Consider the following 13,059-nt stretch of genomic DNA (forward strand, 5'->3'; position numbering starts at 1 on the left):
TTAATGTTTTATGGTCGCTCTACACTTATACCCGCCTAGTGTGTGTTGTTATTTTCTTCCAATAAACCAGTCAGCCAGCTTATCGATGCGTGCCCTAATTTGGTCGGCAGTTGCCTGCGCAACCGCTGGCCCGCCACAGGCGCGACGCAACTCGTTATGAATCACCCCGTGCGCTTTTCCAGAACGAATAGCGTAGGCAGAAACATTCTTCGCTAACTGATTTCTGAGGTTTTTGAGCTGCCGGTGATCAACCACGGTGGGTGTGCTGCCTTGTGGTTTACGTGCAGCGTGTTCTTTTTGGCGTGCTTGAAGTAGCGTACTGACTTGTTCGGCGTCTAGTAGCCCGGGGATGCCGAGGAAGTCTTGTTCTTCTTCGGAGCCGAGTGCTACACCGCCGGTGCTGTATTCTGCGCCGTCGTAGAGCACCCCATGAAAAGACGCTTCAGAGCCGAGTGCCTCAAATTTTCCGCGGGTGAGTTGTTCGCTGGCGCGGTCTTCACGGTTGGCTTCGTCGATGAGGTGGTCGTCGAGTCCTTCGTTGAGCGGGTCGGCGGGTGTGTTTGCGGTTTTTCTGTCGAGTGCGTGGTCTCGTTCGGTTTCCATTTCGTTGGCGAGAATCATCAGTTGCGGTACTGATGGGAGGAACACCGAGGCGGTTTCTCCTCGTTTGCGTGCACGCACAAAACGTCCGACGGCTTGTGCGAAGAAGAGCGGGGTGCTGGTTGATGTTGCGTAAACACCGACGGCGAGGCGGGGTACGTCGACGCCTTCGGATACCATGCGCACGGCGACCATCCAGCGTTGGTTTCCGGCGGAGAATTGGTCAATTTTTTCGGATGCGGTTTTGTCGTCGGAGAGTACGACGGTGGGTTTTTCGCCGGTGATGGCGTGGAGTTTTTCGGCGTAGGCGCGTGCGTCTTGGTGGTCTGTGGCGATGACGAGTCCGCCGGCGTCGGGTACGGTTCGGCGTACTTCGGTGAGGCGTTTGTCGGCGGCGGTGAGCACGGTGGGTATCCATTGCCCTTGTGGGTCGAGTGCGGTGCGCCATGCTTGTGCGGTGACGTCTTTGGTGAAGCCTTCACCGAGTTGTGCCGCCATTTCTTCGCCGGCGGAGGTGCGCCATTGCATTTTGCCGGAGTATGCCATGAAGATGACGGGGCGCACGACGTGGTCTTTGAGTGCTGGGCCGTATCCGTAGGAGTAGTCGGATGCGGAGCGTCGTATGCCGTCTTGGTCTTCTTCGTAGCGGACGAATGGGATGGGTGAGTCGTCAGAGCGGAAGGGTGTGCCGGTGAGGGCGAGTCGGCGTGTGGCGGGTTCGAATGCTTCGCGTAGCCCGTCTCCCCATGAGAGGGCGTCGCCGGCGTGGTGGATTTCGTCCATGATGACGAGGGTGCGCCCGTTTTCGGTGCGGGCACGGTGTAGTAGGGGTTTGTGTGCTACTTGTGAGTAGGTGAGTGCTACGCCTTGGTATTCTTCGCCGTGTGAGCCGTCGGAGTTTTTGTAGTTGGGGTCGATGGCGATGTGTACTTTTGCGGCGGCGTCTGCCCATTGTTTTTTGAGGTGGTCTGTGGGGGCGACGACGGTGAGCCGGTTGATGACTCCGCGGTTGAAGAGTTCTTTGGCGACGGTGAGTGCGAAGGTGGTTTTACCTGCGCCGGGGGTTGCTACTGCCATGAAGTCGCGCGGGTTTTCGCTGAAGTATTTGTTCATGGCTTCTGCCTGCCATGCGCGTAGTTTGGTGGCGGTGCCCCATGCTGCACGGTTGGGGTATGCGGGTGAGAGTTCGGTGTTGGGTGTGTTATGTGCGTCGAATAGTGATTCTTGTTCGTTGTTTTCGCTCATGGTGTTCTCTCCCCCTGTGTTTGTGGTGGCGCCCGTGTGCTTTGTGTGCGTGGGTGCTCTGTTGAGTTTAGTGCGCTTGGCTTGTTTTCTCTACTTGCGCACGAGTTCACGTACATCACAAGACAGGAGGAACACTCTTCTTAGATAGAGTTATTTTCTTATCAGTTGTTTTATCTTCGCCAAGAATGATTTCCCAGAATTTTTTACTTGCACGTCTTGCACATACCGTTTATTAAATTCAGGAGAGTTTAATATCTCATAACATCTCTTAGCATTTTCCTTTTCTTTATTTTCATAATAAGAAGCACCAGGAAACAATAGAAATATCTGATACATTAAATACCATACAATAAACAACATTACAAAACTACTAAAGAGTAGCCAAGGATTGTTCACATAGCCATGGAAAACTTCCACAGCTGAATCTTGCACCAGAGAGAGCCATCCCCCATTGTAAGCACTATATATTTGCGTTTTCGACGGAGTCGTTGACGCTAGAAATAATGTTGGTTTTGGATCTACCAATACTGGATCTGACGTTAGCAAGTGTATTGATTTTGACACTGGCGACTTAGACAATAAAATTCCCACTTGAGCAGAATAAGAAGCCGCAAATCCAGACATAAGAACATAAATGTACGAGGAAAATAAATTCTCTAATGGATGCCGTTCCTTGCGTTCCCTCCTAAAGATATTTAACAAAAAGGTGACACTCAATATTAATATAATAATAAAAAAACCATTATATTTTAATTTATCATACAGGTCAACAAAATAGTTATTAGCTATAAAAATACTAGAAACTAATACTAATAGAATTACTTTTCCAAATACAAGAATTCTAGGAACAGCAAGAAAAATAAGTGCAAAGAATAACATTCCAGAGACTATAAAAATATAGGTATACCATTCATTGCCTTCATTAATGGAATCTTGCATATACAACATAAAGACAATAAGCACATTACCTTCAGTCATCAACAGTGTCAATAATAAGAATATTACAAACGTCAATATTGCCATTACTAACCATGCACGCGATATCAGCATAAACACGTTATTTAAAAACATAAAAATACTTTTTATATTTACAACACAAGAAGCCGTACGCCTCCTATATCCAACATATTTAAGCTCCAAATCATTAAGGAGTAGCCTGTGATTCCTTCTCTTGACCTCTCTGATTTTCACAGAAGTTTCTTCCATGTAATCTTCAGCACAATATTGTTCTAAACCGCGTGAGAACTTATACTTCTTTGATTTACATCTAGAAATAACAGGTATTATCTTAATAAGAGAAACAAAGAGGAGCCTCTTAGCAATAGAAAGATTAAATTTATTATTTATTTCACCATCTTCAATCATATGGATTGATAATTCTCTTAAGAAAACAAGAAATATAACATTGAAAAAATAAAACAAAAGATACAACACTAAATGGATATCTTTATCTAAACCTTTTAAACAATTACCCGAAAGAAAAAGAATTATAAAAAGATCGACTACACTAAATAGTGCTAGACCACCTATCCACCAGCGATATTGTTTGTATTGCACATCAGTCTTACTCATACTAGAACCTTTAACCATCAAATATTACAAGAGTACAGAGAACGCACCGCCTCCACCTAACCAGCCTTATTATAAGCTGAACTAAAATTTTTAGCACCTACACTTCGTCACAAAAGCGCACACACAAAAATGACCCTACCCAGCCACATAGCTAGATAGGGTCACCTCACAGCTTCAGCTAATTCTCGCCGTCGCCATCGTCCTTACCCGGACGCAAACCATCATAAATTTCCTGACACTGCGGGCACACCGGAAACTTCTCAGGGTCACGCCCCGGAGTCCACACCTTACCGCACAACGCACGCACAGGATTACCCGTCAGAGCAGACTCCATAATCTTCTCTTTACGCACATAATGGCTAAAACGCTCATGGTCACCCGGCTCAACAGTCTCCGTCAGCTCACGCTCCAACAACGCAGTGCCACCACGCGTATCCGGCGCAAAAGGATCTTCAACTCCAGGAATAGAAGACATCTCTCCTCCTCACAAACAGCAATACATCAATAACCACATACTACACAAAAGAAAAGTATGTTACCGCTTCAACTGAGCAAAACACTCAGGAGCATGACGCTCATACCGGCGAGCGCTCACACTCATCACACACCACACGCATAGCGCACCATACACCAGTGACACTGCGCCCGTGCACCATGCCCATACCTCCTGCCCCGTTAACAAGTAGACACCGTACAGCACAAAGGTTGGTATCAGCGCCGCAAAAGTCAATAACGAGACACCTAAACGTGCCAGAACCAAACCAGCACCACCCGTATTCTGCGGTGTTTTGAACGGACCAGAACCAGGTGGCGGAGTCGGCGGCGGCAACGTCACATCAAATAATGAGCTAATAGCAGCAGCCGTACAAAAAGCACCAACAGAACCACCAGCAAGAGCAAAGAACTCCACAAAACTAGCGCCACGATACCATAAGAAAAATGTTAAACAGAAGAGCAGAATCGGTAAGAAGAGAACGCTCAAACCATAGAAACGGCCCCAGCGGTCATCTTTTCCGCTCAGTGGAGAAATAAGATGCGTGGCCAATGCAGAATCATCATACGCCACCAAATAATAGAACGTAGAGCCTATCATCAACGTAATAAACAATGGCCCAATATCAGAAAAAGCGCCACTATCCCTGCCGGCAGAAGCTGAGAACGCTTCACCAAAAGTCATCAACACATAGAATGCAGGCGGAATCACCAAAAATGCACTCATGCGAGAATCGGTGAAGAAAGAATGTATGGTGCGAGCAGCAACAGCCCAACGTGCATGAGCTGGAAAATGCGCAAAAATACCGATATTACCTGCTTCTTTAGTGCGCGTACCGGTTTGCGCTGTTGAAGCACCCAAATATTCCATCTCATGGGTGAGTAACTTATTCCACAGCGTCCAACCAGCCACAACATACACAGCAGTCAGAGCACAACGACCGGCAGCTATCCCCCATGCGCCGTCAAGAACATCACCAGGAACAGCCCATATAACGCCCAGCGGGCTCCACGCCAAAATGTTAAAAATGGTCGGAAGATAATCCCAGATAGACGCCACAGCACCAGCAATCAGCATAAGAAACGGGACTAAACAAATCATCAGAATAACCGTGACTACCGACATCACGTTACGCAGCATACGATTCTGGTAAATACGCTGACCCACCATATTAATCAGGCGAGAAATCATCATCATCAACAGTAGCCCCACCGGAGCACACAAAATATAGCTGACCAACACTAACGGCTGATGAATGAAAGCACCAGCAGTTACGAGCGTGGCAAGAGCCGTTAAAAAGCCGGGAACACCTATGAGGTTGCCCCACAGTTGCGCCCATTGAATATCTCGTGCCGACAACGGGTACGGGGCAAGCTTATCGAGGTCAAGCGCATTATCAACCCATGCAAAGAACAAGGGCACCACCAGCCAGATAAGGCTAAACACCACACCAAAGCACAGCGCCCATATCTGCTGTTGGGGTGATTCTGTGCCGGCTGTCAGTGACGCAAAAGCCCATAAGGCAAGAAGACCAGACCCATAGAGCAAGGCAATAACGGTGCCAACGATAGCCCACGTATTACGTTTAAAAGAGGCAAGAAAATCTGCCCATTTTAGTTTGAGGAGGACTTTAACCATGAGATTCCCTCCGAAACAACACGTCCACCAACTAGTTCAATGAACCGCTCTTCTAAAGTCTTGCCAGCACACACATCATCTAACGTGCCAGAGGCAACGATACGTCCCTCGTTCATCACTGCCACATGGTCGCATAGGCGACCCACCAAATCCATCACATGTGACGAGAGCACAATCGTTCCACCCGATTGGATATACCCGCGCAAAATATCCTGAATGTTCGACGCAGAAACAGGGTCTACCGCCTCAAACGGCTCATCAAGAATCAGAAGTGAAGGGGCGTGAATCAGCGCGCACCCTAACCCAATTTTCTTTGTCATACCAGCAGAATAATCGCATACGCGACGCCCACCAGCATCACCCATTTCAAGGACGTTCAACAGGTCGGCACTACGTTCTTTAACCGTCTGACGGTCTAACCCATGTAGCATGCCCGCATAATATAAAAGTTGTTCGCCGGTGAGCTTATCAAAAAGACGCACACCATCAGGAAGAACACCCACCTGCTTTTTAGCGGCAATAGGGTCTTCCCAAATGTTTATTGTGCCAATATGCGCTGTTCCAGCGGTAGGACGCAACAACCCTGTTGCCATGTTCAGAGTGGTCGTTTTACCAGCACCGTTACGTCCCACCAGCCCAAAGAAAGAGCCACGAGGAACGTCCAGATTAATACCGTCTACAGCCACCTTGTCTCGGTATTCTTTGACCAGATGGCGTAAGCTCAACGCCATGGACTGTGACGGAGCAGAATGCTCTGGTGTTGGAATCTGTTCACTCACTTGGGCAAGGTCGCGTTCTTCGGTGTCTGGTTGAGAAGGTGTATTCCACGGAATCTGATCTGTCATGAAGCGTTCCTCTCGTTGCGAGCGCATACTATTTCGGCACATCATCTAACAGTTAAAATAATAAATGCTGTGGTTCACAGTCTAGGTGTTCTTGTCAACCACAGCAAATATTCGTCGCTTATACTATGTGCCCAACACCATACCAGTGCAAGCGGTTAGGCGGTGTGTGGCGCTCTCTTTTAGAAGAGGGCGGTCATTAAAGCAGTGCGCGCTTTAACCACACGAGGATCAGCAGAACCAACCACATCAAAAAGCTCTACCAGACGCTCACGCACCGTGTTCTGAGCAGAGGCATCCACCTGTTTAAACACGTTAATAAGACGGTTAAACGCATCCTCAACATGCCCACCCGAAATATCAAGGTCAGCAACAGCCAACGCCGCATCAACATTCAACGGCTCTTGCGCCGCCTGAGCACGCACCTGCACCGTATCATAAGCAGACACCCGCGATAGCAGATTCACCTGAGACAACCCCAGCTTAGCGTCCTTATCCCCTGGGTTCTCGGCTAAAGCACGCTGATACGCTTGCTGAGCAGAAGCATAATCACCACGATCAATAGCATCTAACGCCTCTTGATGTAACGGAGGTAAAGGCTTCTCGGCAACCTCACCCGCCGAAGGAGCGAAACCACCCGGTAACTGGTGCTCTGCAGCAATCTGAAGAACCTGTTGTAACAGCTCTGTCGCCTGCGCGGTATCAATCGGAGCGTTAAACAAAGGTGCCGGACGCCCCGCAAGAACTGCTACACCTGCCGGAACGCTCTGCACCTGAAACGCCTGAGCAATCTCAGGGTGAGCACCCACATCCACCGACGCCAACAACAAATTACCGCCAGCAGAATTTACAACCTCCTCAACGGCACGCAACGTCTGCTCCGAAGCGGCAGACTGTGCAGACCACAGCACAAAAATAACAGCACCTTGCGAAGACATCTGAACATACTTCTGAAAATCCTCGCCACTGGTAACCTCATACCGGTAACTCACCGCAGTATCACCAGCAGGTGCAGAAGACTCAGCAGAAGCCGGTTGCTGAGCCAACTGAGATAAGTCAGGTGCACGACGTACCGAGGACGGAATAAAAGGTTCATGAGAAGAAGCCACAGCTTACCTCCTACAAATAAAAGAATGTTGCGTTATCTAAAATCTACCGTTTTTTCTCGTCATAAAGCAGTGTTTCTAGCCGTCGGCTGAATCCTACTCTCAGGAATAAGGTATAAAGTTGTCTCAGATACACCGTATATCAAGATGAAAATAAAAAAATTATGACCAAAGAATCTGCAGTCGAGAAAACTTTCAAACATCTCAAAGAAAAACTCAACCAATGCAAAAATAAATGCGTAGGCTTACCCAGCCCACAACCTCGCCCACGCTTTGAACCACCAGAAGAACCCGAAACGTTAACAGAAGAAACTAGCATCGACACCATCGAAAACACGGCAGAAGAAACCGACTCTTCACCCAACACCTTCGAAGCGCCCGCTATCGCTATCGCTAACCCTGTTCGTGTCGGCTTCCTCCTAACCGTCGGTGTCGGTGCAGCACTACTAGCACTCTACTTCCTCACCAATATCGGTCCACTCGCCGGCTGGATTGTTGGGGCGCTCTTTATCGCCCTCGGACTCGACCCCGCCGTACGCAAGCTAGAAAGTCTCGGCCTTCCACGTGCAGCCGCCGTACCCGCCGTCGTCGTCACCTTCGCCCTCATCGTTGTCGGACTCATCTCATGGGTCGTCCCAAAAATTGCGCGACAGACCATCCAATTCGTCAATTCTTTCCCCAACGACTTCGCAGACTTCCTCAACTCACCATTTTTCACCTCCATCGACGAAAAATTTGGTATACGTAACTGGGTCACAAACGAAGTATCAAAAACATTCCAAGGACTCACCTCAGACTCCAACGTTGTCAGTTCCTTCTTCAACACCCTCGTCAACGCTGGCTCAACCGTTGCCAACATTCTTACCGGAACAATTATTGTGCTCTTCTTGAGCCTCTACTTCCTCTCATCACTACCCCTGATGAAAGCATGGTTTGTTCGACTCACTCCCGCCTCAAAACGTGAAACCGTCAGCAAACTCACCGACAAAATCACCGAATCCGTTGGTAACTATGTTCTCGGGCAAGCAGCCGTAGCCTTACTCAACGGCACTTTTGCGCTAACCGTCATGCTCATCGTAGGGGTTCCTTTCCCCGAGCTTTTCTCACTCATCGTCGTCATCCTTGCCTTTATCCCCCTTATTGGTGGAGTCTCCGCAGGAATTATCGTCTCCGTATTCTCGCTCACCGCTGGATGGCAAGTCTCTCTAGCATTCGCTATCTGCTACTTCATCTACCTACAAGTTGAAGCGTACTTCATCTCACCGCGCATCATGTCTAAAGCTGTTGCAGTCCCCGGCGGTATCGCCATCATTGCAGTGGCTGCAGGCGGAAGCCTCTGGAGCGTACTCGGTGCACTCATCGGCATCCCTGTTGCGGCGTCTTGTCTCATCCTCGTTCAAGAAATACTCGTACCGAGACAAGACAAAAACTAAAACCGTATAACACCAATACAACGGGGTGTGGGGTATGAAGAACGATTCTTCATACCCCACACCCCGTTCTATTGCAGGATTACACCTAAAATATCAACGGCGACGAGTCTGCCAACACCGCTGATGCCAATGCCGACGCTCAGCAATAGCCTGAGCCTTACCAAAAAGATGATTTTCTTGCCACACCACCAAATGTGCAACACCGGGGCTAATAGTTCGCCCACATTCAGGACAAATATAATTCTTGCGAGCATTTACCGCAGGCATATACTGCACATACCAGTGACCATCTGAAGCGACCTCAACCGTCGGAGACGGATCAAGAATCCTCGAAATATCACGGCCAGAAGAAACAGCGGCACGCTGCCACTTACTAGGAGCACGGCCAGAATTGCCATTACGGCGACGAGAAGAATTGCGGGACATAAATACTACTATCGTACATATCCGGCTCACACTCAAATACACGCCCACAGAATCGACACCCAGCGCCCACACAAACTGTTAGAGTTATGTGCGTGCGACTTGTTATAGCAGAATGTTCCGTAGATTATGAGGGCAGATTACGTGCCCACCTCCCCCGTGCCACACGCCTACTCATGCTCAAAAATGACGGCTCGGTACTCATCCACTCCGACGGAGGCTCCTATAAGCCCCTGAACTGGATGAACCCACCGGTCAATATGCACGTCCTAGAGGGAGAAAAACTCACCCAAAGCAGCCAATTCACCGAACTGGCAGACCCCGAAATACAACAATTATGGACGGTACAAGCAGCCAAAAGCGACGACCGTCTTCTCATCAAAATCTACGAGGTCATCGGAGAACTCTCCCACGACCTCGGCATCGACCCCGGACTCGTCAAAGACGGCGTCGAATCCGATCTACAACGCCTCCTTGCCGAACAAATCGAAACCCTCGGTGCCGGATATACTCTCGTCCGCAGAGAATACCCCACCGCTATCGGCCCTGTTGACATCATGGCACGAGACGCCAACGGCGCATCCATTGCCGTAGAACTCAAACGTGTAGGCGACATCGACGGTGTTGAACAGCTCACCCGATACCTCGAACTACTCAATCGTGACCCGCTACTTGCCCCCGTCAAAGGTGTATTCGCAGCTCAACGCATCAAACCGCAAGCGAGAACCCTCGCAGAAGACCGCGGTATCCGCTGTATCAGCCTCGACTACGACGCCATGCGCGGAGTAGACCAATCAGAAAACCGACTCTTCTAAACCCCAAAATATAACACCATATAAAAATTCATCATGCTCTTAGACTCACAGTGTTAGAGCACCACCATTAAAAACAAGAGGTGTTTGCTTCTTCACCCTTCTGAACAGAAGGAGAAGAAACAAACACCTCTTCTCATATGAGGTTTATTTAGACCTTCGCGTGCTTAGCAGCAATAGTGACGCGGTCATTAGAAACCGTCAAAAACCCCTCTTGAAGAGTGGTCGTCATCGGCTCACCAGAAACCGGCTCAATGTACAGCTCACCATCTTCAGCAAGAAGAACACACGTCGGGATATGCCCCGGAAGGATACCCAAATCACCGGTGACAGTGCGAGCACGAACATATTTCGCCTCGCCCTCCCACACACGGTGTTCACGAGATACAACCTCGACTTTTAGTGCCGTCATTACTTGGCTCCAGTCTGTGCCTTGATTTCCTCGTAGCGGCGGAAGACATCGTCCATACCACCAATGTTGTAGAACGCCTGCTCAGGGATGTGGTCTACATCGCCGTTGCAAATCATCTGGAAGGACTCAATGGTGTCCTTCAAAGGAACAGTTGAACCCTCAACACCAGTAAACTGCTTCGCAGTGTAAGTGTTCTGAGAGAGGAACTGCTCAATACGGCGTGCACGAGAAACAACAACCTTCTGCTCTTCAGAAAGTTCGTCCACACCAAGAATCGCGATGATGTCCTGAAGTTCCTTGTTCTCCTGAAGAATAGCCTTCACACGGATAGCAGTATCGTAGTGTTCGTTACCGATGTACTGCGGATCCAAAATACGTGAGGTTGAAGAAAGCGGGTCAATAGCAGGGTACAGACCACGAGAAGCAATCTCACGAGAAAGCTCAGTTGTTGCATCCAAGTGAGCGAAGGTTGTCGCTGGAGCAGGGTCAGTGTAGTCATCCGCAGGAACATAAATAGCCTGCATAGAGGTAATAGAGTGACCACGAGTTGAGGTAATACGCTCCTGCAACAAGCCCATCTCATCAGCAAGGTTAGGCTGGTAACCCACAGCAGAAGGCATACGACCGAGAAGGGTGGATACCTCAGAACCTGCCTGAGTGAAACGGAAGATGTTGTCGATGAAGAGCAGAACGTCCTGATTCTTCACATCGCGGAAGTATTCCGCCATGGTCAAACCAGTCAAAGCCACACGAAGACGAGTTCCCGGAGGCTCATCCATCTGACCGAACACAAGCGCGGTGTCTTTAAGAACGCCGGCTTCTTCCATCTCAACCCAGAGGTCGTTACCCTCACGAGTACGCTCACCCACACCGGTGAATACAGAAGTACCACCGAAGTTACGAGCCACACGGGTAATCATTTCCTGAATCAAAACGGTCTTACCAACGCCCGCACCACCGAACAGACCAATCTTACCGCCCTTAATATAAGGGGTCAGCAAGTCAATGGACTTAATACCGGTCTCAAGCATTTCGGTAGAACCTTCAAGTTCTGCGAAGCCAGGAGCAGTACGGTGAATAGGCCAGTAAGTGTCAGCCTTAATCTCGGAGTTATCGACGTCAAGAGCGTCACCGAGAACGTTGAAGATGTGTCCTTTCACACCGTCACCCACAGGAACAGAAATAGGTGCTCCAGTGTCAACAACAGCCTGTCCACGCACCAAACCGTCGGTCTGCTTCAAAGAAATTGCGCGGATAATAGAGTCGCCCAAGTGCTGAGCGGTCTCGAAAGTAATCGTAGTAGTAGTGCCACCGAGAGTTAAATCAGCGGTGAGCGCATTGTAAATATCCGGTACCTGACCGGCAGGAAACTCAACGTCGACAACAGGGCCGATGACGCGCACGATGCGGCCAGTAGCGCCCTGAGTCGGCGTAGCTGCCGATTCATTTACAGTGGAGGTCATAGTTCTCACTTACCTAATAAGAGAAAGTTATTGGTTGGTCTTCTGCTAAGATGCGGCGAGGGCGTCAGCGCCACCGACAATCTCAGAAATCTCGTTAGTAATCTCAGCCTGACGAGCGTTGTTCATCAAACGAGTGTACTTCTTGACAAGTTCATCTGCGTTATCACCAGCAGACTTCATCGCACGCTGGCGAGAAGCAAGTTCACTAGCAGCAGCTTGCAATAAGCAGGCGTACAGACGAGACGCCACATAACGAGGCATCAACGCGTCCAGCACTTCCTGAGGGCTAGGTTCAAACTCGAACATAGCATCCTGTTCAAATTGCTCTTCATCAAGGCGAACACCTGGAACAATTTCTTCACCCATACGACGTGCTTCTTTAACAGCAATCGGTAGTAGACGAAGAATCTTTGTTTCCTGAGTTACCATCGACAAAAATTCGGTGTACACGATATGCAATTCATCGACGCCGCCCTCTTCAAAAGGACGTGAATATGCATCAAGCAAAGCTTCACGCATTTCAACAGCCATTTCGACGTTAGGGTTATCAGTGTTACCCTCCCATGCACGCTCATACGGGCGTTCACGGAATTCAAAATATGATTTTGCTTTACGGCCAACAAGGTAAAGCTGAACCTCGCGACCTTCGCTACGCAACTTCTCAATCAGACCCTCCGCTTTTTTCAAAACGGATGAAGAGTATGATCCAGCTAAGCCACGGTCACTCGTCATCACCAAAATAGCTGAACGACGATGCTTAACAGACGTATCAGTCAACAACGGGTGTTGAATGGGGTGCTGAGTAGCAATAGCAGTAACAGCCTTTGTCAAAGCAGCAGCATAAGGGCTTGCAGCATCTGCGCTCTTACGTGCCTTATTGATACGAGAGGTCGCGATCATCTCCATCGCCTTGAAGATTTTTTTCATCGACGACGTCGAATTAATCTTCTGGCGGTAAACCCTAATTTGGGCTCCCATAGAGCTTCCTTTCAGTCCTAACAGTTGTGCTGTTCTACGCTG

At 49.1% G+C, this 13,059-nt stretch carries 12 protein-coding genes; 2 read left to right on the forward strand and 10 right to left on the reverse strand.

Translation table 11 applies throughout. The features are described from left to right. Positions 1-48: 48 nt before the first annotated feature. From ACN084_RS04110 to ACN084_RS04135, 6 genes are all read right to left on the reverse strand, one after another. Positions 49-1,845, reverse strand: coding sequence for a DEAD/DEAH box helicase (locus tag ACN084_RS04110; protein WP_419103896.1), 1,797 nt, complete (start codon positions 1,843-1,845; stop codon positions 49-51). Between the two features lie 150 nt (positions 1,846-1,995). Beyond that, positions 1,996-3,417: a hypothetical protein gene (locus ACN084_RS04115; protein WP_419105979.1), complete on the reverse strand. Its 1,422-nt coding sequence runs from the start codon at positions 3,415-3,417 to the stop codon at positions 1,996-1,998. A 178-nt stretch (positions 3,418-3,595) separates the two neighbouring features. After that, positions 3,596-3,892 carry a DUF3039 domain-containing protein gene (locus tag ACN084_RS04120; protein WP_419101461.1) on the reverse strand — a complete coding sequence of 99 codons (297 nt, stop codon included), beginning with the start codon at positions 3,890-3,892 and terminating at the stop codon, positions 3,596-3,598. Positions 3,893-3,952: 60 nt separating this feature from the next. Next, positions 3,953-5,548: a hypothetical protein gene (locus ACN084_RS04125; RefSeq protein ID WP_419105980.1), complete on the reverse strand. Its 1,596-nt coding sequence runs from the start codon at positions 5,546-5,548 to the stop codon at positions 3,953-3,955. Beyond that, the gene (locus tag ACN084_RS04130; protein WP_419105981.1) at positions 5,524-6,393 is read right to left on the reverse strand and encodes an ABC transporter ATP-binding protein; all 870 of its coding nucleotides are present in this window, start codon (positions 6,391-6,393) and stop codon (positions 5,524-5,526) included. The genes ACN084_RS04125 and ACN084_RS04130 overlap by 25 nt, the downstream gene beginning before the upstream one ends. Before the next feature lie 179 nt (positions 6,394-6,572). After that, entirely contained in the window at positions 6,573-7,499 is a 927-nt protein-coding gene (locus ACN084_RS04135) for a tetratricopeptide repeat protein (RefSeq protein ID WP_419105982.1), read from the reverse strand. 161 nt (positions 7,500-7,660) lie between these two features. Between ACN084_RS04135 and ACN084_RS04140 the strand changes: the two genes are divergently transcribed. Further along, positions 7,661-8,929 carry an AI-2E family transporter gene (locus ACN084_RS04140; protein WP_419105983.1) on the forward strand — a complete coding sequence of 423 codons (1,269 nt, stop codon included), beginning with the start codon at positions 7,661-7,663 and terminating at the stop codon, positions 8,927-8,929. Positions 8,930-9,022: 93 nt separating this feature from the next. On the opposite strand, the gene ACN084_RS04145 is transcribed toward ACN084_RS04140, so the two are convergent. Continuing rightward, positions 9,023-9,355 (reverse strand): ATP/GTP-binding protein, encoded by a 333-nt coding sequence (locus ACN084_RS04145; RefSeq protein WP_419101466.1) that lies wholly within the window; start codon positions 9,353-9,355, stop codon positions 9,023-9,025. A gap of 92 nt (positions 9,356-9,447) precedes the next feature. Between ACN084_RS04145 and nucS the strand changes: the two genes are divergently transcribed. Further along, positions 9,448-10,167: an endonuclease NucS gene (gene nucS, locus ACN084_RS04150; RefSeq protein ID WP_419105984.1), complete on the forward strand. Its 720-nt coding sequence runs from the start codon at positions 9,448-9,450 to the stop codon at positions 10,165-10,167. A 148-nt stretch (positions 10,168-10,315) separates the two neighbouring features. Here nucS and ACN084_RS04155 read toward each other — a convergent pair whose 3' ends face one another. The 3 genes from ACN084_RS04155 to ACN084_RS04165 are packed head-to-tail and all read right to left on the reverse strand — an operon-like array spanning position 10,316 to position 13,017. After that, positions 10,316-10,576: a F0F1 ATP synthase subunit epsilon gene (locus ACN084_RS04155; protein ID WP_419101468.1), complete on the reverse strand. Its 261-nt coding sequence runs from the start codon at positions 10,574-10,576 to the stop codon at positions 10,316-10,318. After that, positions 10,576-12,039: a F0F1 ATP synthase subunit beta gene (atpD, locus tag ACN084_RS04160; protein WP_419101469.1), complete on the reverse strand. Its 1,464-nt coding sequence runs from the start codon at positions 12,037-12,039 to the stop codon at positions 10,576-10,578. The genes ACN084_RS04155 and atpD overlap by 1 nt, the downstream gene beginning before the upstream one ends. Before the next feature lie 45 nt (positions 12,040-12,084). After that, positions 12,085-13,017: a F0F1 ATP synthase subunit gamma gene (locus tag ACN084_RS04165; RefSeq protein WP_419105985.1), complete on the reverse strand. Its 933-nt coding sequence runs from the start codon at positions 13,015-13,017 to the stop codon at positions 12,085-12,087. Positions 13,018-13,059: the final 42 nt, after the last annotated feature.

This window comes from Rothia sp. P7208 (genome assembly GCF_048512915.1).
Taxonomy (GTDB): Bacteria; Actinomycetota; Actinomycetes; order Actinomycetales; family Micrococcaceae; genus Rothia.

Coding starts and splice junctions, on each gene's coding strand:
- ACN084_RS04110 (WP_419103896.1), bottom strand. CDS start 1,845: ATGAGCGAAAACAACGAACAAGAATCACTATTCGACGCACATAACACA.
- ACN084_RS04115 (WP_419105979.1), bottom strand. CDS start 3,417: ATGAGTAAGACTGATGTGCAATACAAACAATATCGCTGGTGGATAGGT.
- ACN084_RS04120 (WP_419101461.1), bottom strand. CDS start 3,892: ATGTCTTCTATTCCTGGAGTTGAAGATCCTTTTGCGCCGGATACGCGT.
- ACN084_RS04125 (WP_419105980.1), bottom strand. CDS start 5,548: ATGGTTAAAGTCCTCCTCAAACTAAAATGGGCAGATTTTCTTGCCTCT.
- ACN084_RS04130 (WP_419105981.1), bottom strand. CDS start 6,393: ATGACAGATCAGATTCCGTGGAATACACCTTCTCAACCAGACACCGAA.
- ACN084_RS04140 (WP_419105983.1), top strand. CDS start 7,661: ATGACCAAAGAATCTGCAGTCGAGAAAACTTTCAAACATCTCAAAGAA.
- ACN084_RS04145 (WP_419101466.1), bottom strand. CDS start 9,355: ATGTCCCGCAATTCTTCTCGTCGCCGTAATGGCAATTCTGGCCGTGCT.
- ACN084_RS04155 (WP_419101468.1), bottom strand. CDS start 10,576: ATGACGGCACTAAAAGTCGAGGTTGTATCTCGTGAACACCGTGTGTGG.
- atpD (WP_419101469.1), bottom strand. CDS start 12,039: ATGACCTCCACTGTAAATGAATCGGCAGCTACGCCGACTCAGGGCGCT.
- ACN084_RS04165 (WP_419105985.1), bottom strand. CDS start 13,017: ATGGGAGCCCAAATTAGGGTTTACCGCCAGAAGATTAATTCGACGTCG.